The sequence below is a fragment of the Halomonas sp. Ps84H-12 genome (assembly GCF_024124725.1).
GTDB lineage: Bacteria > Pseudomonadota > Gammaproteobacteria > Pseudomonadales > Halomonadaceae > Vreelandella > Vreelandella aquamarina.
Genome location: NZ_JAMXSJ010000001.1, coordinates 82,494 through 106,171 on the forward strand (window position 1 = coordinate 82,494; position 23,678 = coordinate 106,171).

The 23,678-nt window shown below is 59.1% G+C and carries 24 protein-coding genes, 6 tRNA genes and 1 pseudogene; 13 read left to right on the forward strand and 18 right to left on the reverse strand.

The genetic code is table 11. The features are described 5' to 3' along the window. Window positions 1-58: 58 nt before the first annotated feature. The 5 genes from NH344_RS00430 to NH344_RS00450 form a co-directional block, all read right to left on the reverse strand. Window positions 59-625: a DUF4148 domain-containing protein gene (locus NH344_RS00430; protein WP_228247428.1), complete on the reverse strand. Its 567-nt coding sequence runs from the start codon at window positions 623-625 to the stop codon at window positions 59-61. 254 nt (window positions 626-879) lie between these two features. Further along, window positions 880-1,257 carry a metalloregulator ArsR/SmtB family transcription factor gene (locus tag NH344_RS00435; RefSeq protein WP_106763572.1) on the reverse strand — a complete coding sequence of 126 codons (378 nt, stop codon included), beginning with the start codon at window positions 1,255-1,257 and terminating at the stop codon, window positions 880-882. Window positions 1,258-1,300: 43 nt separating this feature from the next. Further along, window positions 1,301-2,311: a cation diffusion facilitator family transporter gene (locus tag NH344_RS00440; RefSeq protein WP_106763574.1), complete on the reverse strand. Its 1,011-nt coding sequence runs from the start codon at window positions 2,309-2,311 to the stop codon at window positions 1,301-1,303. Between the two features lie 279 nt (window positions 2,312-2,590). Beyond that, window positions 2,591-2,836 (reverse strand): hypothetical protein, encoded by a 246-nt coding sequence (locus NH344_RS00445; protein ID WP_269474868.1) that lies wholly within the window; start codon window positions 2,834-2,836, stop codon window positions 2,591-2,593. A 122-nt stretch (window positions 2,837-2,958) separates the two neighbouring features. After that, window positions 2,959-3,312 (reverse strand): metalloregulator ArsR/SmtB family transcription factor, encoded by a 354-nt coding sequence (locus NH344_RS00450; protein WP_106763577.1) that lies wholly within the window; start codon window positions 3,310-3,312, stop codon window positions 2,959-2,961. 238 nt (window positions 3,313-3,550) lie between these two features. On the opposite strand from NH344_RS00450, the gene NH344_RS00455 reads away from it, so the two are divergent. From NH344_RS00455 to NH344_RS00470, 4 genes are all read left to right on the forward strand, one after another. Then, window positions 3,551-6,046 carry a heavy metal translocating P-type ATPase gene (locus NH344_RS00455; RefSeq protein ID WP_106763579.1) on the forward strand — a complete coding sequence of 832 codons (2,496 nt, stop codon included), beginning with the start codon at window positions 3,551-3,553 and terminating at the stop codon, window positions 6,044-6,046. A 17-nt stretch (window positions 6,047-6,063) separates the two neighbouring features. Next, complete coding sequence (gene cueR / locus NH344_RS00460; protein WP_106763581.1) at window positions 6,064-6,537, forward strand: Cu(I)-responsive transcriptional regulator; 474 nt, start codon at window positions 6,064-6,066, stop codon at window positions 6,535-6,537. Between the two features lie 14 nt (window positions 6,538-6,551). Then, on the forward strand, window positions 6,552-6,890 hold the full coding sequence (fdx, locus tag NH344_RS00465; RefSeq protein WP_106763583.1) for an ISC system 2Fe-2S type ferredoxin: 339 nt from the start codon (window positions 6,552-6,554) through the stop codon (window positions 6,888-6,890). Window positions 6,891-7,094: 204 nt separating this feature from the next. Then, window positions 7,095-7,853: a glutaredoxin gene (locus tag NH344_RS00470; RefSeq protein WP_106763585.1), complete on the forward strand. Its 759-nt coding sequence runs from the start codon at window positions 7,095-7,097 to the stop codon at window positions 7,851-7,853. Window positions 7,854-7,918: 65 nt separating this feature from the next. Here NH344_RS00470 and NH344_RS00475 read toward each other — a convergent pair whose 3' ends face one another. Then, window positions 7,919-8,113 (reverse strand): heavy-metal-associated domain-containing protein, encoded by a 195-nt coding sequence (locus NH344_RS00475; protein ID WP_106763588.1) that lies wholly within the window; start codon window positions 8,111-8,113, stop codon window positions 7,919-7,921. A gap of 393 nt (window positions 8,114-8,506) precedes the next feature. On the opposite strand from NH344_RS00475, the gene NH344_RS00480 reads away from it, so the two are divergent. Continuing rightward, entirely contained in the window at window positions 8,507-9,397 is an 891-nt protein-coding gene (locus NH344_RS00480; RefSeq protein WP_106763590.1) for a LysR family transcriptional regulator, read from the forward strand. Between the two features lie 64 nt (window positions 9,398-9,461). Then, complete coding sequence (locus tag NH344_RS00485) at window positions 9,462-10,442, forward strand: IS5-like element IS1384 family transposase (protein ID WP_012637023.1); 981 nt, start codon at window positions 9,462-9,464, stop codon at window positions 10,440-10,442. Between the two features lie 175 nt (window positions 10,443-10,617). Here NH344_RS00485 and NH344_RS00490 read toward each other — a convergent pair whose 3' ends face one another. Beyond that, window positions 10,618-10,911 (reverse strand): helix-turn-helix transcriptional regulator, encoded by a 294-nt coding sequence (locus tag NH344_RS00490; protein ID WP_106763593.1) that lies wholly within the window; start codon window positions 10,909-10,911, stop codon window positions 10,618-10,620. Window positions 10,912-11,016: 105 nt separating this feature from the next. Between NH344_RS00490 and NH344_RS00495 the strand changes: the two genes are divergently transcribed. Next, window positions 11,017-11,655 carry a substrate-binding domain-containing protein gene (locus NH344_RS00495; RefSeq protein WP_106763595.1) on the forward strand — a complete coding sequence of 213 codons (639 nt, stop codon included), beginning with the start codon at window positions 11,017-11,019 and terminating at the stop codon, window positions 11,653-11,655. Between the two features lie 51 nt (window positions 11,656-11,706). Here the strand turns inward: NH344_RS00495 and NH344_RS00500 are convergent, their stop codons facing one another. The 8 genes and pseudogenes from NH344_RS00500 to NH344_RS00535 form a co-directional block, all read right to left on the reverse strand. Continuing rightward, the gene (locus NH344_RS00500) at window positions 11,707-13,638 is read right to left on the reverse strand and encodes an integrase arm-type DNA-binding domain-containing protein (RefSeq protein WP_106763598.1); all 1,932 of its coding nucleotides are present in this window, start codon (window positions 13,636-13,638) and stop codon (window positions 11,707-11,709) included. Window positions 13,639-13,865: 227 nt separating this feature from the next. Then, window positions 13,866-13,940 (reverse strand) — tRNA-Gly (locus NH344_RS00505). Window positions 13,941-13,975: 35 nt separating this feature from the next. After that, window positions 13,976-14,051: transfer RNA gene (locus NH344_RS00510), tRNA-Glu, on the reverse strand. A 4-nt stretch (window positions 14,052-14,055) separates the two neighbouring features. After that, window positions 14,056-14,130: transfer RNA gene (locus tag NH344_RS00515), tRNA-Gly, on the reverse strand. A 39-nt stretch (window positions 14,131-14,169) separates the two neighbouring features. Next, window positions 14,170-14,245: transfer RNA gene (locus tag NH344_RS00520), tRNA-Glu, on the reverse strand. Window positions 14,246-14,249: 4 nt separating this feature from the next. Beyond that, window positions 14,250-14,324: transfer RNA gene (locus NH344_RS00525), tRNA-Gly, on the reverse strand. Between the two features lie 25 nt (window positions 14,325-14,349). Further along, window positions 14,350-14,425: transfer RNA gene (locus tag NH344_RS00530), tRNA-Glu, on the reverse strand. A 263-nt stretch (window positions 14,426-14,688) separates the two neighbouring features. Continuing rightward, window positions 14,689-14,868, reverse strand: a pseudogene (locus NH344_RS00535) (transposase); the annotation flags it as partial. Between the two features lie 220 nt (window positions 14,869-15,088). Between NH344_RS00535 and msrB the strand changes: the two are divergent. The 4 genes from msrB (at window position 15,089) to htpX (ending at window position 18,857) form a co-directional block, all read left to right on the forward strand. After that, window positions 15,089-15,487: a peptide-methionine (R)-S-oxide reductase MsrB gene (gene msrB / locus NH344_RS00540; RefSeq protein WP_089675496.1), complete on the forward strand. Its 399-nt coding sequence runs from the start codon at window positions 15,089-15,091 to the stop codon at window positions 15,485-15,487. Window positions 15,488-15,580: 93 nt separating this feature from the next. Continuing rightward, window positions 15,581-16,534: a ribosome biogenesis GTPase YlqF gene (gene ylqF / locus NH344_RS00545; RefSeq protein ID WP_054641419.1), complete on the forward strand. Its 954-nt coding sequence runs from the start codon at window positions 15,581-15,583 to the stop codon at window positions 16,532-16,534. Window positions 16,535-16,589: 55 nt separating this feature from the next. Then, window positions 16,590-17,837 (forward strand): pyridoxal phosphate-dependent aminotransferase, encoded by a 1,248-nt coding sequence (locus tag NH344_RS00550; protein WP_062359276.1) that lies wholly within the window; start codon window positions 16,590-16,592, stop codon window positions 17,835-17,837. 114 nt (window positions 17,838-17,951) lie between these two features. Continuing rightward, window positions 17,952-18,857, forward strand: coding sequence for a protease HtpX (htpX, locus tag NH344_RS00555; RefSeq protein ID WP_062359277.1), 906 nt, complete (start codon window positions 17,952-17,954; stop codon window positions 18,855-18,857). 76 nt (window positions 18,858-18,933) lie between these two features. Here the strand turns inward: htpX and pdxB are convergent, their stop codons facing one another. Beyond that, window positions 18,934-20,079 (reverse strand): 4-phosphoerythronate dehydrogenase PdxB, encoded by a 1,146-nt coding sequence (gene pdxB / locus NH344_RS00560; protein WP_253027373.1) that lies wholly within the window; start codon window positions 20,077-20,079, stop codon window positions 18,934-18,936. Window positions 20,080-20,163: 84 nt separating this feature from the next. Between pdxB and NH344_RS00565 the strand changes: the two genes are divergently transcribed. Further along, a complete protein-coding gene (locus NH344_RS00565; protein WP_058576952.1) occupies window positions 20,164-20,445 on the forward strand; it encodes a WGR domain-containing protein in 282 nt (93 codons plus the stop codon). A gap of 33 nt (window positions 20,446-20,478) precedes the next feature. Here the strand turns inward: NH344_RS00565 and NH344_RS00570 are convergent, their stop codons facing one another. Next, window positions 20,479-20,814 carry a glutaredoxin family protein gene (locus tag NH344_RS00570; protein WP_044627787.1) on the reverse strand — a complete coding sequence of 112 codons (336 nt, stop codon included), beginning with the start codon at window positions 20,812-20,814 and terminating at the stop codon, window positions 20,479-20,481. A 34-nt stretch (window positions 20,815-20,848) separates the two neighbouring features. Then, window positions 20,849-23,059: a bifunctional 23S rRNA (guanine(2069)-N(7))-methyltransferase RlmK/23S rRNA (guanine(2445)-N(2))-methyltransferase RlmL gene (rlmKL, locus tag NH344_RS00575; RefSeq protein ID WP_253027375.1), complete on the reverse strand. Its 2,211-nt coding sequence runs from the start codon at window positions 23,057-23,059 to the stop codon at window positions 20,849-20,851. Between the two features lie 388 nt (window positions 23,060-23,447). On the opposite strand from rlmKL, the gene rmf reads away from it, so the two are divergent. Beyond that, window positions 23,448-23,657: a ribosome modulation factor gene (gene rmf / locus NH344_RS00580; RefSeq protein WP_009722578.1), complete on the forward strand. Its 210-nt coding sequence runs from the start codon at window positions 23,448-23,450 to the stop codon at window positions 23,655-23,657. Window positions 23,658-23,678 lie beyond the last annotated feature (21 nt).

A 23,678-nucleotide genomic window follows, 5' to 3' on the forward strand; every position in this document is an offset into this window, starting at 1 on the left:
ACATGTTCGTCCTTTTGGCTGCGATCCCCGATGGTTATGGTGTGCGGCGCACGTTCTCTCAGTTCTGGCGCTGTTGCAGGTAGTTCTGGAAGGCGACACGGTATGCAGGGCTGGATGTGTCGGGGGTTTGATCCCCAGCCCAGAACCGATCCAGCCCGGCGCGTTTCCATGCAGCCAGATCGGCTTGAACCTCGGCTCGCGTCAGCCCCACCTCCTGCTGATACTGCTCGCCGTCGCGCAGGTGACGATAGGTGTCGTATGTCGCGCGGTATTGCGAGCTGAACGTGTCGGTGCCGCCGTCGCCGCGTTCGAGTTTGTCTAAGCCGGCACGCTTCCACAGCGCCAGGTCGGCACGCACCTGATCTCTCGTCAAAGCGGTGGACTCACGGTAGTCGGCTCCCAGACGAAGTTGCAGGTAGTTTTTGTAAGCTTGGCGGTATTCCGAGCTGAAAGTGTCAGGCCCGGCGTCTCCCCCGGAAAGCTTATCCAGTCCGGCCTGCTTCCACGCCGCCAGGTCAGCGTTGACTTCCGCGCGCGAAACACCTGCGTCGAAGGGTTGGGCGCCTGCACCAGCCGCAACGAAGGCGGAAAGCAGAACTGCGACGTGAAATTTTTTGGACATCATCAATACTCCTTGACGTTACAAACAATGGCGTGGTGCTCACGCCTCCTTCAGTTGATTCATAGTCGAATAATAACACACATGAAGATATGTTCAATTGTTTATTTGAAGGTACGGATAGGCCTTTTCTGTTCCGGGGCAAGACCTCTGGTTTCAGGCAAAGCGACGAAGGGCTCTGGCCTCCACTCTGATATTGACCACCCAAAAAAAACGGCACGCCCCTTGCCAGAGCGTGCCGCACACATTTGCACACTCAGTCAATCGTCGGATCTATCCTCGGAAATGTGGGAAGCCATGTCCTGAAGCACCTGGCTGACGTGCTGATCCGCGATACCGTAAAAGATGTGCTTTGACTGGCGTTCGCCGCGCACGAGACGCGCGCCACGCAACAGCCGGAGGTGGTGGCTGACCAAGGACTGCGACAGATCGAGCGAGTCGGCGATATCTCCCACAGCGACCGATCCGCGCATGCAATGGAGCAAAATCTTCAACCGCGATTGGTCGCCCAGCAGACGGAAGGTTTCGGCCAGAACAGCGACGTCACTTTGCGACAGTGCAAGAACATCAGTAGCCGCGCCGTGGCTGGAGGTCGAACATTGCGCAATATCGGAGCTGATGGTTTTGCGGAACGTCATGGCTTCAAACCCTCAAGTGAACTGCGAGCCGGCTTGCACGGCCTCAATGCTTGTGACCAGAAGCGGAGTGGTCATGGTTGTGCCCACTGTGGTCATGGCCGCTGTGGGCATGACGGTCCGTCCTGGGTTGCAGGCTGCAGACGTTCTCGTCGGCTTCCGAGTTCCAGTCGATCCCGACCGTGGCGTGTTCGATGCTGAATTGCTCTCGAAGCACCGCCTCGACGCGCTTGACCACGGCTCGCGCTTCCTCGTCCACATTGGGTCGCACGTGTAGCGTGGCCATGGTGCGACCGGAGGTGAGTTGCCACACGTGAACATGGCTGACAGCCGCTAGGCCGGGAACGGCGCTCATCAGGCCTTGTTCCACCTTCTCCGGCGAAGCGTCCTCCGGCGCGCCCTCCAGCAGGATATGGATAGACTTGGCCAGGAGCTTCCAGGCGCTGCGCAGGATCAGCGCCGCCACCAGAACCGACAGGATGGGATCAATGGGCGTCCACCCCGTGAGATAGATGATGACCGCAGCGAGGATTGCTCCCACCGAGCCCAACAGGTCGCCTATCACATGCAGGATGGCACCTTTCACGTTGACGTGCTCGGTATCGCCGCGTGTCATGATCCACAGCACGAGCAGGTTTATCAGCAATCCCAACACGGCGACGATCATCATGGGGCCAGCCAGGATCACCGGCGGCGCTTGCAGCCGCCCCCATGCTTCATAGACGATCCAGGCGACGATGGCGAAGAGCGTGACGGCGTTGATGAAGCCGGCAAGTACCTCGAAGCGTAGATAGCCAAAGGTGCGCTTGCTGTCTGCGGCGCGGCTGCCGAACCGGAACGCCATATAGGCCAAGGCCAGCGCCATCGCATCGGTCAGCATGTGGCCCGCATCGGCCAGCAGCGCCAGCGAGCCGGAAATCACGCCGCCCACCGCCTCCACGATCATGAAGGTGAAGATCAGCACGAAGGAAATGAGAATCTTGCGCTGGTTGGCGCTGGTCACAGTTGGCACATGGCTGTGGTCGTGACCATGGTCATGTGAGTGAGAGTGGGACATGGGAGCCTCGGGCAAGTTAAATTTTGACTACGCGAGGAAATATAACACATGAACACATGTTCATGTGAAGTGTTTTATTTAGCCATACCAGTGTTCGTGGCGGATGCGTTGCAACGCCGCGGCAAGACAGCCCTGTGTGCTGCCATTGCCGAGAAGAGGCCTATCCTCTCGGCCAGATCCGGTGCAGATCGTCCACGATCAGCGAATGATGGTGTCTGCCCTGATCTGCGTGCGTTCGCAAATGAGGGTGATCCGCCGGTAGGTTTGGATGGTCATGGGTCAGATCGGACGGGGCGCTGGCCGGCCACAGCCGAAGCGCCAGCGCCACGCCACTTCGATTTCGCCCAGGCCGAAGCGCGCCTTCACGAGGACCACCGTGTTCACGATCACCATCGAGCCCGCGGCCGAGACGGCCAGGCTGATCGCCAGCAGGCCCGCAGGCGCGGCCGAAACGAGGAAGCAGAGCATCGTTCCCACGAACAGGTTGTGAAAGCTGATGACGGTCAGCAGCGCGGCGGCCAGCATTGGGGAAATCACGCTTTCCAGGTCGTAGGCCTGCGGGACAGCGACAGCGTCTTCTAGTGAGAATGCCTGCAGCAGCGGCCACCCACTGCTGCGCGTAATGGTAGGTTTTGCGATCCGCTCGGCTACTCGTCGTTGTGGTCTTCAGCAATGTGGATGGCCATGTCCAGCAGCACCTGGCTCACGTGCTGGTCGGCCACCTCATAGAAAATCTGCTTGGCCTGGCGCGCACCCTTGACCAGCCGAGCTCCACGCAGCAGCCGCAGATGGTGGCTGACCAGTGATTGCGAGAGGTCGAGGGTCTCCGCGATGTCCCCCACCGAAGTAGACCCCTTCATGCAGCACAGCATGATTTTCAGCCGCGAAGGATCGCCCAGGAGGCGGAAGGTTTCGGCCAGGATGGTTACATCATTGTGCGACAAGGATGTCAGATCGGCGCTTGCGCCGTGAGGTGTGCTTGCTGGTTTGCGTGAAGTCATTTGTCAAAAATTCCTGCTCTCGAACGGCTGTTCATGCCCTTCAGGATCAACGAGGCTGCGGCAGAGCGATCATGCGCAGCTAGGGATCTGGGAAAGCTTGGCAACCAGAACCCGCCGCACCTCTGTCGCCAGCGCTTTCCCAAACCAGACAGTACACATAAAAAAATATGCTTGACCTTCCCACGATGGTAAACCCTAAGCTTCCCTCATGTCGAATCTCAACTACGGGAAATAAACCATGAGCATGCCAATAATGAGTGATGCTCGCGCCACAGCAGCTGCGATCAGCCTGCCCATCGAGGGCATGACCTGCGCGAGCTGCGTCGGCCGAGTCGAGGCCGCCCTGGCCAAGGTCGAGGGCGTGGACACTGTGTCCGTCAATCTGGCTACCGAGCGGGCGGACATCCGCCTGGCTGGTCCTGTTGATCGCATGGCGCTGATTCAGGCGGTGGAGAAAGTGGGCTACGAGGTGCCGGCCGGCGTCACTGAACTGGCGATCGAGGGCATGACCTGCGCATCCTGCGTAGGCCGCGTCGAGAAGGCGCTCAAAGCCATACCAAGCGTCACGGAGGCCACGGTGAATCTGGCGACCGAGCGCGCCACCGTGCGCGGCTTGGCTGCCGTGGAAGATCTGATCGCGGCCGTAGACAAGGTTGGCTACGAAGCCCGCCTGGTCGATACCGGCGCACAGGCCGAAGATGAAGCAGCAGAAAAGAAGGACGCCGAGCGGGCCGAACTCAAGCGTGACCTGACCCTGGCCGGTCTGCTGACATTGCCGGTATTCGTGCTCGAAATGGGCTCGCACATGATTCCCGGCATGCACGAGTGGGTCATGAACACCATCGGCATGCAGCAGAATTGGTATATCCAGTTCGTACTGACCCTGCTGGTGCTGGCCATTCCGGGCCGGCGCTTCTATGAGAAGGGCTTTCCGGCCCTCGTGCGCCTGGGCCCGGACATGAACTCGCTCGTCGCGGTCGGCACGATGGCCGCGTTCGGCTTTTCGATGGTCGCCACCTTCGCGCCCGGCCTGCTGCCAGCAGGCACGGTGAACGTCTATTACGAGGCGGCTGCCGTCATCGTGACGCTGATCCTGCTCGGTCGCTTCCTGGAGGCGCGCGCGAAGGGTCGTACCTCCGAGGCCATCCAGCGGCTGGTCAAGCTGCAGGCCAAGGAGGCCCATGTGTTGCGTGACGGCCGTATGGTGGATATTCCCATCAACGACGTAGCCCTTGGCGACATCGTGGAAGTGCGTCCCGGCGAGCGCGTGCCGGTCGATGGCGAAATCACCGAGGGCCGCAGCTTCGTCGATGAGTCGATGATCACCGGCGAACCGATCCCGGTCGAAAAGGCTGCTGGCAGCACGGTGGTCGGTGGCACCGTCAACCAGAAAGGCGCGCTGACGCTGCGCGCCACCGCCGTGGGCGGGCAGACCATGCTGGCGCAGATCATCCGCATGGTCGAGCAGGCCCAGGGCTCGAAGCTGCCGATTCAGGCCGTGGTGGACAAGGTGACGTTGTGGTTCGTTCCGGCAGTGATGCTGGTCGCCTTGCTGACCTTTCTGGTCTGGCTCGTGTTTGGCCCGTCGCCCGCCCTGACTTTCGCCTTGGTCAACGCCGTAGCCGTGCTCATCATCGCCTGCCCGTGCGCTATGGGCTTGGCGACGCCGACCTCGATCATGGTCGGCACCGGCCGCGGCGCCGAGATGGGCGTGCTGTTCCGCAAGGGCGAGGCCTTGCAACTGCTCAAGGATGCCAAGGTGGTGGCCGTGGACAAGACCGGCACCCTGACAGAGGGTCGCCCGGTGCTGACCGACCTGGAAATCGCTGAAGGCTTCAGCCGCGACCCAGTGCTGGCGAAGGTCGCTGCCGTAGAATCTCGCTCGGAGCACCCGATTGCGCGCGCGATCGTCGAATCTGCGACAGAAGGTGGCATCGCGCTGCCGACCATGACCGATTTTGATTCGGTCACGGGCATGGGCGTGCGCGCAACCGTGGACGGTTCCCGTGTCGAGGTTGGCGCCGACCGCTACATGCGTTCGCTGGGCCTGGACGTCGGTGTATTCGCAGGCACTGCCGAGCGTCTGGGCAACGAGGGCAAATCACCGTTGTACGCCGCGATCGATGGCCGCCTGGCCGCCATCATCGCCGTGGCCGATCCGATCAAGGCTAGCACGCCCGCCGCCATCGCCGCGCTGCATCAGCTTGGCCTGAAAGTGGCAATGATCACCGGCGACAACGCGCGTACCGCACAGGCGATTGCCAAGCAACTGGGCATCGACGAGGTGGTGGCCGAAGTCCTGCCTGAAGGCAAGGTGGATGCGGTGCGCCGGCTGAAAGCCAGCCACGGCCAGATTGCTTACGTGGGTGACGGCATCAACGACGCCCCGGCGCTGGCCGAGGCCGACGTGGGCCTGGCAATCGGCACCGGCACTGACGTGGCAGTCGAGTCAGCCGACGTGGTGTTGATGTCCGGCGACCTGCGAGGCGTGCCCAACGCCATCGCGCTGTCGAAGGCTACGCTGGGCAATATCCGCCAAAACCTATTCTGGGCGTTTGGCTACAACACCGCGCTGATTCCGGTGGCCGCCGGGGCGCTGTACCCAGCATATGGGGTGTTGCTCTCGCCGATCTTCGCCGCCGGCGCGATGGCACTCTCCAGCGTGTTCGTGCTGGGCAACGCGCTACGCCTGCGCGGCTTTCGGCCGCCGCTGGCGGCGGATACCACTCATTGAGAAAGGGGAGGAAGACCATGAACATCGGTGAAGCATCCAAAGCATCCAAGGTCTCGGCCAAGATGATCCGCTACTACGAGCAGATCGGCCTGATTCCGCCAGCGGATCGTACCGAATCTGGCTATCGCACCTACACCCAGGCCGATATCCACCGGCTGCATTTCATCCGCCGCGCGCGCGATCTCGGCTTCTCGGTGGCCGAGATCACGAATCTGCTGGGCCTGTGGAACGACAAGTCGCGCCAGAGTGCCGACGTCAAGCGCCTGGCCCAACAGCACATCGCCGAACTGGACCGACGCATCGAGAGCATGCTGCAGATGACAGAAACGCTCAAGGCGTTGATTCATTGTTGCGCGGGTGATGAACGACCAGACTGCCCGATCCTTCAGACGCTGGAGCAACCCGACACCAGTGAAGACGAACCTGAAGAGCGCACTGGTGCCGTACCGCGCCGCTCGCACGGCACCAGAACAGCGAAACGCTCGCGCTGACGACCAGGAGAGACATGCCCAAAATCACTGTTCTTCCCCACTCAGAACTGGCACCTGAAGGCGCGGTGCTGAACGTGCCAGCAGGCACCTCGATTTGTGAGGCCCTGCTGGACAATGGCATCGAGATCGAGCATGCCTGCGACATGAGTTGCGCATGCACCACCTGCCATTGCATCGTGCGCAAGGGGTTCGACTCTCTAAACGAAGTCGAGGAGTGCGAGGACGACCTGCTCGACAGGGCCTGGGGACTGGAGGCGCAGTCGCGCCTGAGCTGCCAGGCCATCGTGTCGACAGAGGATCTGACCGTCGAAATCCCCAAGTACACGATTAACCACGCCAAGGAGAACCACTAGGGCCTGGCGTGCCGCCGCAGACACGCCGGCCTGTGGCCGGATTGTCCTGGCAGGTGGAGAACAGCCTGACGACCTACCCATGAGCCAGGCGCCTACACACTCTTGCGCCAGGGCGGGTTAGGGTAGAGAGGTAGTCTGAAGTCTTTTGCTCACGGTCGGCTCCGCCGACCTCCCTTAAGGAAGACCCCACAGGAGAAGTCCAGCATGTCTGCGCTCAAGCACGCCAAGCTCTACCGCATGGTCATGCCCGACCATACCTGCCCCTATGGGCTGAAGTCGCTCGATCTGCTCAAACGCAAGGGCTACAAGGTCGAGGACAAGCACTTGGCGAGCCGCGAGCAGACGGATGCGTTCAAGCAGGAACATGGAGTCGAAACCACGCCGCAGACGTTCATCGATGGGCGGCGCATAGGGGGCTACGACGAATTGCGTAAATTCTTCGACATGCCCGTGAAGGACAAGAACGCTGTGACCTATACCCCCGTGGTCGCGCTGTTCCTCATGGCCGCCGCGCTGGCGCTCGGGGCGAGTTGGGCCGCCTTCGGCCAGCTACCGGGCATTCAGACCGCAGAGTGGTTCGTGGCCTTTGCCATGTGCTTGCTGGCGTTGCAGAAACTCAAGAACGTGGACAGTTTCGCGACGATGTTCCTCAACTATGACCTGTTGGCCAAGCGCTGGGTGCGGTATGGCTATCTCTACCCGTTCGCAGAGGGTACCGCTGGCGTGTTGATGGTCGCGGGAGTGGGTATGTGGCTGTCGATTCCGCTGGCACTGTTCATCGGCACCGTCGGGGCCGTGTCGGTCTTCAAGGCGGTTTATGTCGATCGCCGGGAACTCAAGTGCGCCTGCGTGGGCGGGGACAGCAATGTACCGCTGGGCTTCGTATCCCTGACAGAGAACCTGATGATGGTGGCGATGGCCCTTTGGATGTGGGTCAAGGTCGCCTATTTCGGGATGCACTGAGCAACAACATGGCGCGTGCGCCAGCATCGCGGCCAACCTGCGTTCAGGTCGACCGCGATCGGATGTTACTGCGCGCGCGGCGGGAAACCAGCCTCGCGCAGGGCTGCGACGATCTGCCCTTCGGATGCCGACGTTTGCACCTCGACCCGGCGGGATGGCGGATCAGTGACGACACTGGCGTTGGGGTCGATCATCTGAATCGTCTTCGTCACGGTGCGGGCGCATCCACCGCAGGTCATGTCATCGAGATGGAATTGCATGGAAAACTCCTTTCGGGTTGGGGTGCTTGGCAGTTTGGTCCTTGCCACGGTTGGAAGGTCAAGTGGTAGTTGCATCGACGGGACGCAGCGGCTGCCAAGTTCCCTCACGCTGTCACTGACGCGCAACCTTATTGATTCGCGCCGATGGCATTTGCAACGAAGCCAAGCAGCACACCGTCATCAAGCCGGCTCCGATCCCTTATCAAGCTCCAGATCAGAGGCAGGAGGTCTTTTTTGATAAAATATATGAACATATGTATTATTGTTCAATCGAATCAATGGCCTTTTGCCCTGCCCTGAAGGGGAGCACCTGCTACTTCATCCACTGAGCACACTTCGGCATCAATGCGCCGTGGCCAATTGAATTGACCAAGATTGCTGAAGGACGCAACCATGGAACTTCGTCACCTGCGCTGCTTTGTGGCGGTCGCCGAAGAACTGCACTTCACACGAGCTGCCGAGCGCTTGCATATCGAACAATCCCCCCTGTCTCGAACGATCAAAGAGCTTGAGGATGAGCTAGGGGTAATACTTTTTGACCGAAACCGTCGAGGCACTGTGCTGACCCCCGCTGGAGCCGTGTTCTTGCAGGACGTCCGCAGACTGTTCACTGTTTTGGAGCATGCACGGGAGAACGTCCAGGCGGTCGCGGCGGGTCTGCGAGGGAGCCTGCGCATCGCTGTCTCCGATGGTGCAATCGATCCCAGGTTATCGGCGTTTCTGGCTCGTTGTCGCGCAGAAGAGCCGGAGGTCGAGATACGCCTATCCGAAGTACCTCTGGCCGAGCAACTGCGTGGTTTGCGATCAGGCGACTTCATGGCCGGATTCGCGCACACTGCCAACGTCGGTTACGGCATCGTCGCCGAACCGATCTGGCAAGACCCGCTGGTTATCGCGCTCCCCGCCCGCCACGAACTACTCGCTCACAAGAAGGTTCCGCTCCATACCCTCGGGGGGCATCCGCTCATCATGTGCGATCCCCAGGCGTGCGAAGGTTGCTGCCTCGAACTGGCTCGACTTCTTCGGCAACTGGAGCATGAACCGAACATCGTTGAGCACGCGTCCTCACTAGACATGATGCTCACCTTGGTCGGTGCAGGCTACGGCATCGGCTTCACGACGACGACCAGGATTACTGCTTACCAGCGCTCTGACGTTGTAATCCGCCCTCTGGCAGTGGAATCAGCGGTCATCACCACCTACTTGCTGTGGCCCGAAAACACCCGTTTGTCGGTTCCACTGGAGCAGTTCATTGCTCGGCTACGCGACCGATTGAGCGACTAAGGAAACTCTGAAAAAGACTTTCTGATTTGGCAAAATACCGCGACCCCACCCACCGAGTTTCCCGATGAAGCAGATGACCTTCGCCGACGCCGAGTACGCTGGCAAGCGCAAGCAAACCCGCAAGGAGTTGTTCCTGATCGAGATGGATCGGGTGGTGCCGTGGAAGGGCTTGATTGCTTTGATCGAGCCACATTATCCGAAGGGTGAAGGTGGCCGTCCGGCCTACCCGTTGATGGCGATGCTGCGTGTGCATCTGCTGCAGAACTGGTTCGGCTACAGCGATCCAGCGATGGAGGAAGCGCTGTACGAAACCACGATCCTGCGCCAGTTTGCCGGGCTGAACCTGGAGCGCATCCCCGACGAAACCACCATTCTCAACTTCCGCCGCTTGCTGGAGAAACACGAGCTGGCGGCCGGCATCCTCGCTGTCATCAATGGCTATCTGGGCGACCGCGGCCTGTCGCTGCGCCAGGGCACCATCGTCGATGCAACGCTGATCAATGCGCCCAGTTCGACCAAGAACAAGGACGGCAAGCGCGACCCGGAAATGCACCAGACCAAGAAGGGAAACCAGTATTATTTTGGCATGAAGGCCCACATCGGCGCCGATGACGAATCGGGTCTGGTGCACAGCGTAGTGGGCACGGCGGCCAATGTGGCGGATGTCACCCAGGTGGACAAATTGCTGCATGGCGACGAAAACGTGGTCTGCGCCGATGCAGGCTACACCGGTGTCGAAAAGCGGCCCGAGCATGAAGGACGTGAAGTTATCTGGCAGGTGGCGGCACGCCGCAGCACCTACAAAAAACTCGATAAGCGCAGCGTGCTGTACAAAGCCAAGCGCAAGATTGAAAAGGCCAAGGCTCAGGTGCGCGCCAAGGTCGAGCATCCGTTCCGGGTAATCAAGCGCCAGTTCGGTTACACCAAGGTGCGCTTTCGCGGCTTGGCCAAAAACACGGCGCAACTGGTGACACTGTTCGCTCTGTCGAACCTGTGGATGGCGCGCCGACATTTACTGGCGAATGCAGGAGAGGTGCGCCTGTAATGTGGAAAATGGCTGCCGCGAGGTGCTCGCGGCGGCTAAAAACACAGAAATAAGCGGGTGATCTGAGCGTTTTTGATCGATTTGCCGCTTTTAAAATCGGCAGGGGCTGAAGTCAGCCAGAAATACACAACTACTTCAGACCATCCCTAACGAAGCTGGCCAAAGAAGGCAAGGCTCAAGAGCCGTTGCCAGAACCAAGGTTGTCCTCTGTTGCAGTCATCAATTCAGCCGAACTTATCCTGAGCGCCACGGCAATTTTCAGTATCAGAGCCAACGTGGCCATGTGCTGCCCGCGCTCAATCTTGCCCATGTGAGAACGTTCGATCCCGGCCAGTGCAGCCAGTTCTTCCTGAGAGATTCCTTGCGCCTTGCGGGCGGCACGCACTGCCTCCCCGAAGGCCTGTGCTGGCTCGGCTTCAAATGTGGTTGTACCTGGGGGACGGCCTCGTTGAACTATACGCTTCTGCATTGACAGAAGCGTCGGGCAGCCATGAGAATTTAACCACGTTAAATTTAACTCATTGCTATCATATTGGGTTGCTTTTTTGCGGCCAGATAGCTTCGCGGGGCTCTCATGCACCACGCCACCAGCCGATCTTTCAAACTCGCTATAGCGCCCGGCGTACCATCCTCTCGGCTATCAACGCTTCTTGCCCTTCAGCGTGCAGAGGAACCGGATATCGCCATCACGTTCTTCGAGGTCGCAGGCGACGACCTAGCTGTCGGCCTTCAAGAAGGTCGCTACGACGCTGGGATGTCACTTCAAGATACGAGCGCCCCGAGCCTGAGCAGCCAGCCCTTATGGTGTGAAAACATGGCCGTTGCTGTACCGCCACGGTTCCCCTTACCGAACCAGGCGATGCTCACGGTTGCTGAGTTGTTGAGCTATCCCGTTTTTCGCTGGCAGGCAGAGGCCTGCCCCCTGCTGGATCAACGGCTGTCTTCCTTGGCGCCGCCGGTGGATCAGCAGAGCATTCAGCACGTCACTTCGTTCAAGCTGTTGGCCCTATGGGTCGCGGCTGGCTATGGTCTTGGCATCTCTGCGCAACCGCGCATCGAGCGCGCCCATGAGTGGAGGATTACGATGAGGCTGCCCTCGGATGGCCCCTACGAAATCGTGACCCACCTGCAGCGCCCCCACCGGCCAACCAATGCTGTTACGGAGCGGTTCGCGCGCAGAGCGCTGCAGGTTGCCAGGGCCGGCGCACGGTAATGACAACCTATGGCCGGGGCCACTTCCCGGCCATAGGTTGCAGCGTGCAGGTTAGGCTTCCTCAAGAACCACCGCACTATCCATCAGCCGACGAACGCTCTGCCGCACGTCCTCGGGGATCGGCTGTGGGATGACCGTCTCAGGGGCATCCGCATGCTCCTGACCGTTCGTGATGATCCGGATGATTTTGGCCAGATTGGTCGGCGTGACGGTATCGATGGCCGTCCGATCGCCCAATTCCGGATGCGGCCGGGTCAACATGCGGTACAGATCCCACGAATCCGCGTCCGGACACCGCTTCATGAGGGTTTGGGCCAGCTTTTGCTTGAGTGGCACCAATTGCCAATCGGGAACGCGTTGTCCCCGGTTGCCCAAACCGATGGACAGCAATTTGCCGGCTTTCAGTTCGCGGTTGATCTGGTCTTTGGACTTCCCGGCCAACTTGCCGAACAACTGAACCGGCATGTTGCACGGCAATTCGTAGATCTCGAGCATTTCCTCGCGCTCACGCTGGATCGCGGACACTTCCGGCTCCGGAACTGGCTCAGGGGGCGGCGGCACCTGTGACAGCCGCTGAAAGGTGCCTCCCGAGGCGTTTGCCGTCACGACGATGGGAGTTGCCGCTACCGGTGGGATGGTGCCAATAAAAGACGCTTCCTCGGCAGAAACGGTATTTTCCGCCTCTACCATCGTTGGCACCCCATCGATACGGATGGTGAGATGCACGCTGGCGGCCTCCACCTGGCCCTGCTCCAGCAGGTCGAGGCGATCGGCCCAATCCTGCATCATCCTGCGGCGCGGCTCCACGTGTTTGGCGTGGTTATAGGCTGAGCTCACCTTGTTCGGGTCCGAGTGCGAGAGTTGCGCGTCCACCCAAATCTTGGGGTAGCCGATTTCATTGAGCGCCGTCGAGAGGGTTCCACGAATACCGTGGCCGGTCAGTTGATCGTCGTAGCCCATGCGCTTCAAAGCCTGATTGAGCGTGTTCTCACTGATGCGCTTCTTGAGGTCGCTGCGATGCGTCAGCAGGTATCGCTGGGCTGGCCGCATTTCTCCCAAGAGGTGGCGTACGATCTCGACGGCCTGGATGGACAGCGGCACGATATAAGGCGGGATGTCTTGCGCACGCTTGCCAGCCTTGCGCATCTCGTCCAGAAGTTGCTTGACGCTCTCTGGCGGGATGATCCACAGACCCCGGTCGAGGTCGAACTGGTCCGGGGTCGCCAGCCGCAGCTCGCCAGTGCGCACTCCGGTCAAAAACAACAGCCGAATGCCGAGCTGGGTCTGCCAACCACGAGTGTTGTAATGCCTGAGCTTCTGGAGAAACGCGGGAAGCTGGGGCAGAAGCAGGTACGGGTTGTGGTTCACCGGAGGTTTAGGCTCGGCTACGACATCAAGATCCGAGGCCGGATTGATCTCCAGTCCCTCAACGATCACCAGAGCGTAGCGGAACATCTGCCGGAACCAGGTACGAATTTTTTCGGCGGTGGTGTAAGCCTTGCGTCCCTCAACCCTTGCCAGCACACCCAGCAGTTGGGGACGACGGATATCGTAGATCGACATCCTCCCGAGGGTGGGCAGCACATCGTTGTCGAAGATACGGAGTATCTGGGACATCGTGCTTTGCCGGCCTTCCTTGAGCTCCTTGCGGCGATGCTCGACCCAGGCGTCGAAAACCGCCTTGAAGGTGTATTCGGACGCCAGCTTGATCGCGTGCCGCTTCTGCTTACGGTCGGTGTGAGGATTGATGCCCTTGGCCAGGAGCGCCCGGGCCTCGTCACGCAATGCGCGTGCTTCGCGCAGGCCGATCTCAGGGTAGTTGCCCAGCGAGATGCGCTTTTGTTTGCCGAGCCAGTAGTAGCGCAGGTGCCACGACTTGCCGCCAGTGGGAGCGACGACCAGGCCGAGGCCATCGGTGTCGGGGAGGTTGTAGGCTTTGTCAGCGGCCTTGGCTTGCCGCACAGTCAGATCAGAGAGAGTCATCTTTGAGCTCCTAAGTTAAGAACTTAGACTCAATGCTCGTCACGACTCCCGCCCAACCCCAGCAACAATCCGGAACCGGCACCACCCGCATTCTTTGGCCTCAATTTTGGCCTCAAAAACGCTGGCTGTCAGTGGATTTCCATGGCTTTTGCTGGAATGAAAAAAGGGCCTTTCGGCCCTCTTTTCAACGACTTACAGACGTCAGTGGAAGTCTGTAGATCATAAATTGGAGCGGGAAAAGAGATTCGAACTCTCGACCCTCGCCTTGGCAAGGCGATGCTCTACCACTGAGCTATTCCCGCAACGCAAACAATACAGCGATATTTCATAAAGTGAGTGGCGTCCCATAAGGGGTTCGAACCCTTGTTACCGCCGTGAAAGGGCGGTGTCCTAGACCACTAGACGAATGGGACGTGCTGGAGCGGGAAAAGAGATTCGAACTCTCGACCCTCGCCTTGGCAAGGCGATGCTCTACCACTGAGCTATTCCCGCTTAACAAGCTATCACTCTACAAACTACTCACCATCGGAATGGCGTCCCATAAGGGGTTCGAACCCTTGTTACCGCCGTGAAAGGGCGGTGTCCTAGACCACTAGACGAATGGGACGTACTGGAGCGGGAAAAGAGATTCGAACTCTCGACCCTCGCCTTGGCAAGGCGATGCTCTACCACTGAGCTATTCCCGCAATTCCGATACCTTAACGATTTAAGTGGCGTCCCATAAGGGGTTCGAACCCTTGTTACCGCCGTGAAAGGGCGGTGTCCTAGACCACTAGACGAATGGGACGTTTCATTGCCTCGTCGAGGTGGCGCGTATGTTACCCAGACCTCATCTAGCTGTCAAGCACTCTGATATAGAAACGTTTATTGCCCCCTTGTTTGCATGGCTTTGCATGGCAACACCCAGGTGCCGCCTGCAGAATACGCCCCTACTCTAGCGATGCGTCTAGGCGATGCGCAAACTTAGTGCCAGAGCACGCCTTTTAGCAAAACCCCGCGTAACCTCTCTCCCAATCGGGCGGGGATACAAGCGGGAACCGCGCAGCGGTTCTAATCAGCTGTAGCCTGACTCTGCACATACTCTCTCAGTGTTTCGATAGTTGCCCCACCGGCACTACAGGCAAAGTAGGAGCGCGACCAGAGCGCTGCACGTTTGCTTTGCCGAGGTAGGTGGGTATTAAGTATTCGTATCCGGCGTGATGAAACCGATTTCAGGTTGTTCACCAACACCATGCGCCACCCAGACGGGCTGATTGAGAGCGCTCACGACCCACGCAGCAACGGCGGTGCCGCTAGCGTATAAAGCCCACTGGCGAATTTGGCGAGTTTCGCACATGCTGAACTTGGGCAGGCAGCCTATTGTCATTAGCCATAAGAAGGCCTAATGGTGATAGGCTAGTCTGCCAAGTAAGCCTCTGATTAACGGTAACCAGAGGGAGAGGAGATTCCCATGGCGAAAATTGAAAAATCCCCCGACGAGTGGCGCAAGCAGCTTACTCCCGAGCAGTACCGGGTTACCCGGGAGAAAGGCACCGAACGGCCGTTTACCGGTGACTACCAAGTGAGCGATGCCCAAGGTATCTATCACTGCGTTTGCTGCCACGCGCCATTGTTCGAGAATGAGCATAAGTTCGATGCGGGCTGCGGCTGGCCCAGCTTTGATCGCCCGTTGGGGGCTCGTTGTGTCGAGGAGCACCGCGATACGTCCCACGGCATGATTCGCACCGAAGTGGTCTGCTCGCACTGCAACGCTCATCTGGGCCACGTCTTTCCCGATGGACCTCCTGACACCACCGGTTTGCGCTACTGTATCAACTCGGTCTCGTTAGAGTTTCACCCTGACGAGTAACCACCGAAAGGAAGCACGGCAAGGCGGGCACCATCTGCTAGAATGGTCGCCCGCTTTTTTATGCTTGTATTTTTGTGCTTGTAGGAGAAACCCATGCTCGGCTGGTTCCCCGGACATATGAATAAGGCCCGCCGCCAGATCAAGGACGCGCTGCCAGAAATCGATGTGGTCATCGAGGTGCTCGATGCGCGCCTGCCCTACTCCAGCGCAAATCCCATGCTGGCCGAGCTGACCCGCCATAAGCCGGTGCTGAAAATTCTTTCCCGCGCCGACTTGGCCGACCCCGTTCGTACCGACGAGTGGGTGGCCTTTTTTGACGCCCAGGCAGACACTCGCGCCCTGGCGATTACCACCACCAATACCCGCGAGCTTAAGAAGATCCCCAAGCTCTGCCACGAACTGGCGGGAGCGGTGCGTGCCGACCGCGACGTGCGCGTGATGGTGATGGGCATCCCTAACGTAGGCAAATCGACGCTGATTAACGGCCTAGCCGGGCGCAAAATTGCCAAAACCGGCAACGAGCCGGCGGTCACCAAGCGCCAGCAAAAAGTACGCATTGATGGTCGAGTAGCGCTCATCGACACCCCTGGGGTGCTCTGGCCCAAAATCGAAGACCAAGCCAGCGCCTACCGCTTGGCGGCCAGCGGCGCGATTCGCGATACCGCCATTGAGTATACCGACGTGGCCATTGTTGCCAGCGCGGAGCTTGCCAAACGCTACCCCGCCGAGCTAACCGCCCGCTATAAGCTAAAAGCGCTGCCCACCTACGAAGCCCCCGTGGTGGAGGAAGTCGACGCCGACGGCCCGAAAAAGCCTGATTTTCTTGCTATTGCCGGGTTTGACGGCCACGCCATTCTCAAAGAAATCGCCGGAAAGCGCGGCGGCCTGCGCCCTGGCGGCGAAGTAGACCTGCACCGCGGCGCGGAAGTACTGCTGCATGAGTTACGCGATGGCAGGCTTGGCCGCGTCACGCTGGAAACCCCGGCAGATATTCCGCCGCCGCCAGCGCAAAACGACCAAGACAGCCCGGCCTCATCCGACGCATAATGAGCCACACGTCAAACACTTCCACGGCACTGGACACTTTTGGATAACGCACCCCATGGACACCCCGCAGCCTAGAGAATCACACACGCTGAAAAAATCACACAAACTGCACAACGTTTGCTACGACATTCGCGGCCCGGTACTCGACCACGCCAAGCGCCTGGAAGAGGAAGGCCAGCGAATCTTGAAGCTCAACATTGGCAACCCGGCACCGTTTGGCTTCGAAGCGCCGGAAGAGATTTTGCAGGACGTGATGCGCAACCTGCCCACCGCCCAGGGCTACTGTGATTCCAAAGGCCTCTACTCCGCCCGCAAGGCGATTATGCAGGAGTGCCAACGTAAGCAGATTCCTGGGGTGGGTATCGAAGATATCTATATTGGTAATGGCGTTTCTGAGCTAATCGTCATGGCCATGCAGGCGCTGTTGAACGATGGCGACGAAGTGCTGATCCCCGCGCCGGATTACCCGCTCTGGACAGCAGCCGCCCACCTTTCCGGCGGCCACGGCGTGCATTATCTGTGCGACGAGCAAGCCGACTGGGCACCGGATATCGCCGATATTCGCGCAAAAGTCACCAGCCGCACCCGCGCCATTGTGATTATCAACCCCAATAACCCCACCGGTGCGGTCTACCCGCCGGAAGTGGTGCGGGAAGTGTTGGATATTGCCCAAGAGCACAATCTGGTGGTGTTCTCCGATGAGATCTACGACAAGATTCTCTATGACGGCGTTGAGCACACCTCTACCGGCGCGCTGGCCGATGATGACCAGCTGGTGATCACCATGAACGGGCTGTCTAAAAGCTACCGCTGCGCGGGCTTTCGCTCTGGCTGGATGAGCATTTCCGGCACATTGGCCAAACAGCGGGCGCAGGACTTCATTCAAGGCCTTACTATGCTGGCCTCAATGCGGCTATGCGCCAACGTTCCTGCCCAGCACGCCATTCAAACGGCGCTAGGCGGTTATCAGTCGATCAACGATTTAATTCTGCCAGGCGGGCGTTTGCTGGCCCAGCGCGACATTACCGTTGAGAAGCTCAACGCAATTCCTGGGGTCTCCTGTGTAACGCCCAAAGGCGCTCTCTACGCCTTCCCACGTTTAGACCCCAAAGTATTCAACATCAAAGATGACCAACAGCTGGTGCTGGATCTGCTGTTGCAGGAAAAAATACTTCTGGTACAGGGCACCGCCTTTAACTGGCCAGAACCCGATCACGTGCGCATTGTCACGCTGCCCTGGGCCGACCAGCTCGGTGACGCGCTTGACCGCTTTGCCAATTTCTTGTCTCGCTATCGCCAGTAGTTATCGACATCAGTGATAGGCACACAACCAGCGACTTGAAACTGATATGAAAAGCACGTATCTAAGCCATCATTCTATTAACACTTGTTATGACCTTGAGGGAGATCTTAACCCATGATGCGAATCGTGCTGTTTTTAGCCACTAACTTAGCGGTGTTGCTGGTCGCCAGCATTACCCTGCGCCTGTTTGGCGTTGAGAGCTATCTCAACAGCCAAGGCATTAACTTCACCAGCCTACTGATCTTCTGCTTTGTGTTTGGTATGGCAGGCTCACTGGTCTCGCTGTTTATCTCCAAATGGATGGCGAAGCGCTCAACCGGCACGGTGGTTATCGAAACCCCGTCGAACGCCACCGAACAGTGGCTGGTAGACACCGTGGCCGAGCTTTCCCGCGAAGCGGGCATTAAGACGCCGGAAGTGGGCATTTTCCCCGCCCAGCAGTCCAACGCCTTTGCCACCGGCTGGAATAAAAACGATGCCCTGGTAGCGGTATCGGCGGGCTTGCTCAACCGCATGCGTCCTGAAGAAGTTCGCGCGGTGCTGGCGCACGAAATTGGCCACGTGGCTAACGGCGACATGGTGACGTTGGCGCTGATTCAGGGCGTGGTGAATACCTTCGTGATGTTCTTCGCCCGCATTGTCGCCCACTTGGTCGATAGCTTCCTGAAAAGCCGCAGCGACGGCGAAGGTGGCCTGGGCTTTATGGGCTATTTTGCAGTGGTGATGGTGGCAGAAATCGTCTTTGGCATCGTCGCTTCCGCGATTGTGGCTTGGTTCTCTCGCTACCGCGAGTACCGGGCTGATGAAGCGGGTGCCCGCTTGGCAGGCACCGGTGCGATGGTCAACGCCCTGGCACGTTTGAAGGCCGAAACCGAGATGCCCGACCAAATGCCGGACACCCTGCGTGCGATGGCCATCACCAAAGGCCAGACCCGCTCGCTGGTCGAGCAGCTGTTCGCCAGCCACCCGCCGCTGGATGACCGTATTCGCGCCCTAAAAGAAGCCGCTTACCGTCAGTAAGCTGTGAACGCTCAATAAGATACGCCAAGGCCCGCCAATGCGGGCCTTGTGCGTTTAGGTAAACCAATAATGCGTGTTAGCCGCAGCGCACCTGAAAGCCTGCCGCCTGAAGCGACGGCTGCAATGACACAGCGTCGTTTTCCAGAAAGACGGTGAGCGTGGCGAACTCGCGGCGCAGCGGGTAGTTGGCGCGGCAGCTATCAAAGCCCTTGGCAATCCCCTGGTGCGTCACCTGACGCTGCAAGGCATCGTGGTCGTGGCGCACGTCATACACGGCCCGAACACACAGCCGAAGTGCCTCTTCCACCGGCAGTGCGCTCTGCAACGTTAGCGTGGCCAGGGCTGGCGGCGGGCAGAGCTCGCTAAACGGCATACCGCTGGGCTGGTTTAACTGCGCTGCCAACGCTTGCTGAATCATCCAGGTGCCGCGCAGCTTGCCATCCAGACTATGTCCGGCAATATGTGGCGTTGCTAAAGCGACCAAATCACGCAGCCCTGCATCAATGTCCGGCTCGTCTTCCCAAACGTCTAACACGGCGGTGATATCACCCTTCCCTGCCAAACGACTGCGCAGCGCTAGGCCATCAATGCAGTCGCCACGCCCAGCGTTTAGCAGCAGCGTACCAGGGGCCAGCTCGTTGATGCGTTGGGCGTTCAGCAGTTGGTAGGTGGCGTGAGGGCCAGCCTTCACCAGCGGGGTGTGCAGGCAAATCACGTCGCACTCATCAATCAGTTTATCGAGTGACACAAAGCCGCTTGCGCCCTCTTGTTCCGCCCTGGGAGGGTCACACACCCGTACCGCAACGCCGAGCGCCTGTAGGCGACGCTGCAAACGGCTACCCACATTGCCTGCCCCAACAATCCCCACGGTTCGCTCCAGCAGCGGCCACCCTTCTCGCTCGCTCACCGTCAGCAGGCTGCTAAGCACATAATCGACCACCGCCTCCGCATTGCACCCCGGCGCGCTGGCAAAGCCAATATTGCGCTCTTTGAGATAATCGAGATCAATGTGGTCGGTGCCAATGGTGCAGGTGCCCACAAAGCGCACCGGGCTATCGGTAAGTAACGCGCGATTCACTTGAGTGATGGAGCGCACGATCAGCGCATCGGCATTTTGCAGGTCAGCCGCTCGGATCTCGCGGCCCGGCAAGCGGTGCAACGTACCCACGCCCCCAAAACAGGCGTCGGCGGCGGGGATATTAGCGTCGATAACAAGTTTCATAGGCGTTTTGGTATCCGGGCTTTACAATACGCCCGCAATGGCTTGCTGTGCAGGCATGATCAAGAAGTCGTTAAGGAGATGGGTGTGATCGTACGCTGGGAAACCGACCATGACTATGTGTTGGTGCATATTCACCAGGATATGTTCGGCGACTGGATTTTCAGCCGCGCCTGGGGACAAATAGGCACCCAGTTTGGCGGATTGAAGCACCAGTTAGCGGATAGCCTGGAGCAAGCACAGATGTGGCTGGAGGATGAAGCAACGATTCAATCCTCCCGCGGATTCCGCAAGGTGCTGGAAGCCGCCGACCACACACCGGCAGGCCAGGAAGCGATGCGCCAGCTGTCGCTATTAGACGCACTCTGACGCATCACCTGTTAGCCAGATTCGCCCGTTTCGTTAACCTAAGAAGCGCCGTCCATTGCGCTGATGCACCCCCACGGGGGGCGCTTGTTCCGGCGGCGTGGTGAGCGCGGCAAGTGCCGCCTCATCCAACCAGCCCCGCTCGTTCAACCAGTGGCTTAAACGCGCCACATCGAAGCCGCGATCCAGCTCAACGCCGTTGGCATCCACCAACACCGGAATCCGCGTGCCGTATTGCTCCACCAGTGCGTCGTCGTCGCTGATCTCGATGTGATGCAGCCTCACCTCTTGGTTGGCCAGAGTGGCCACCAGCGCCTCTAGCTGGGCGCACAAATGGCACCCCAGCGTCGTATAAATCGATAGTTCAATCATCGCCCTTGCTCTTTATCGGCTCAGGAGGAGTGGATCATGACGAGTGGTGCAGCAAAAACACGTGATGCAGATTGGTGCGCCGCTGGAAATCTGGATCGAAGGTGCGCGTGGTGATCTCCTCTACCGCGTAGCGCTCGCTCAGCGCTTCATCCAGCTTAAAGCGCCGCTGGTTGTTGGAGAACACCAGCGTACCGCCAGGGGCCAGGCGTGCCATGGCCAGTTCCACTAAGCGCGGGTGGTCGCGCTGCACATCCAGCGTGTCGCGCATCTTCTTCGAGTTTGAGAAGGTCGGCGGGTCCATAAAGATCAGATCAAACTGCGCGTTGGCGGTTTCCAGCCAGCGGAAGCAGTCATCACGCACCACACGGTGCAGCCTTGGGTCGAGCTTGTTGAGCGCAAAGTTGTCCCGCGCCCACTCCAGGTAGGTGTTGGACATATCCACGCTAACGCTATCGCTGGCCCCGCCCAGCGCGGCTTGCACAGTGGCCGTCGCGGTATAGCAGAACAGGTTGAGAAAGCGCTTACCGCTGGCCATCTCGCCGAGCATCCGACGTACCGGACGGTGGTCCAGAAACAGGCCAGTATCCAGATAATCGCGCAGGTTGACCCATAGCCGAGCGCTGCCCTCCTGCACTTCAAAACGCTCGCCGCTGGCTTCGCGCTTTTGGTACTGGGCCGCACCGGCTTGCCGCTCGCGGCGTTTGACATAAATCTTACTAGGGTCGACACCCAACGCCTCGGGCAGCACTTCCAGGGCATCGAACAGCCGTTTTTGCGCCTGCGCCGGGTTAATAGAGCTGGGCGCGGCGTACTCCTGCACATGCACGCGGTCGCCGTAACGATCTACCGCCAGCGCGTACTCCGGCATATCGGCATCGTAAATGCGGTAGCAGGTCTCACCGCTCTGCTTCAGCCACTTTTTCAGGCGTTTCTGGTTTTTCGCTAGACGATTGGCAAACATCTGCGCATTTTCCGACACCGCCGGTTTTGCAGTGCTGCTTGCCTGGGGCGCCACGCCCGCTTCTGACGGCTCACCGCTTTGCTGAGGCGCAGGACGAACACTGCCAATCTCCATTAACAGCAGTTTGGCATCCAGCGCGCCGTTTTTTAGCGCGTACTGTTTATGGGCACGCAGGCCTAAGCGGTGGCCAAGATCCGGGTTGCCAGTAAACATCGCTAGCGTCCAACCGGGGAACAGCGCCTTAGCTTTTTCACCGAGCTGGGCGTAAAGCTGCACCAGCTCAGGCAGCTCGCCCAAGCGCTCGCCGTAGGGCGGATTGGTGATCAATAGCCCCTGCTCGGCGGTCAGGGTCTCTGGCCGGGTTAGTTGAGCAAGGCTCTGGCCGTGGAGCGTTATCAGCGCAGGAATGCCCGCCCGCATGGCGTTAGATTTCGCGGCGGTCAGCGCTGCCGGGCTTTGATCAAAGCCCATCAGTTCCGTTTTGCAGCGTTTGCGGCCAATCGAGGCGCGTGCTTCAGCTTCGCGTTTTAATTCACTCCATACGGCCTCTTGATGGCCTGCCCAGCCGTGAAAGCCAAACCGCTCGCGGTTCAGGTTAGGGGCTTGGTCAGCTGCCATCAGCGCCGCCTCAATCAGCAGCGTACCCGCACCGCACAGCGGGTCAATCAGTGGCTCCCCCGCTTTGGCCCGCTCTGGCCAGCCGGCCCGCACCAGCAGTGCTGCCGCTAGGTTCTCTTTAAGCGGCGCGTGGCCCACATCGCGGCGGTAGCCACGGCGGTGCAGGCTCTCGCCAGAGAGATCGATCCCTAGGCTCAGGTTGGCCCGGTGCAGGTGGGCGTAAATGCGCAGGTCGGGGGTTTTGGTATCGACATTGGGCCGTTCTTGACCGGCCAGCTGTAGCGCATCCACCACGCCATCTTTCACCGTTTGTGCGCCAAACCGCGTGTGGCGAATGTGGTCGCTGCGGCCATGAAAATCCACGGCCAGCGTCTTACCGGGGACAAGGTGCTGGCTCCAGGAGATGCGTGCAACCACATCGCGCACCTGCTCTGCGGTCTCTATCATCGCTTCACGCGCCAGTAGCAAAATCACGCGGTTTGCTAAGCGAGACCACAAACATACCCGATAGGCGGTGGCTTGGTCGGCAGAAAAATAGACACCCGCCACAGTGGTTTTACCCGGTTCGGCGCCCAGGGCCGTGAGTTCGTCCGCCAGCAAGCCTTCAATGCCTTTAGGGCAGGTCGCCAGGAGGTTTAGGGGGGCAGTTTGGCTCAGCTCGGTCATGGTGATCGCCGCGCGTAACCGCGCGATATTCCTGTATATGGCAAATGAATGTATGTCTTATGACAATTTGATGGTCGACAAGTGACCCCATCATGGTCTAACAATAAGAGGGTAGCTACTAAAAACGCATGTGTTGCTTGTCAGGGTCATTATTGTGCATGTTTCATAACACCGGTAACGACCCATGGCTTGTTTGAGTTTGCCGCTTCTTCCGTTCTGCACGTGAGTGCTAGGCATTAGCGCTGAGGCAGCAGCTCACTCTTGAACTTGAAGTCACTTCTCGAAGTGGTGTTGGCAATCTGGGTAAAGCATGCCTATGGGCCTGCTGTTACTACGTTGCCTTGTGACCCACTTCTTATCAAAGGCTTTCATGCAAAGAGGTTAGCCAATGAAACGACAAAAACGTGATCGCTTCCAACGGGCTTATGTTCACGGCTATAAAGCGGGCATTACGGGTCGCTCCCGTGATGATTGTCCCAGTCAAGATGTCAATTTACGCGAGTATTGGATGAGTGGTTGGCGTGAAGGTCGCGGCGACCAGTGGGATGGAATGACCGGCGTTTCCGGTATTCATAAAAACCCCATGGTTATGACCTAGTTTATTTACCTTTTATACATA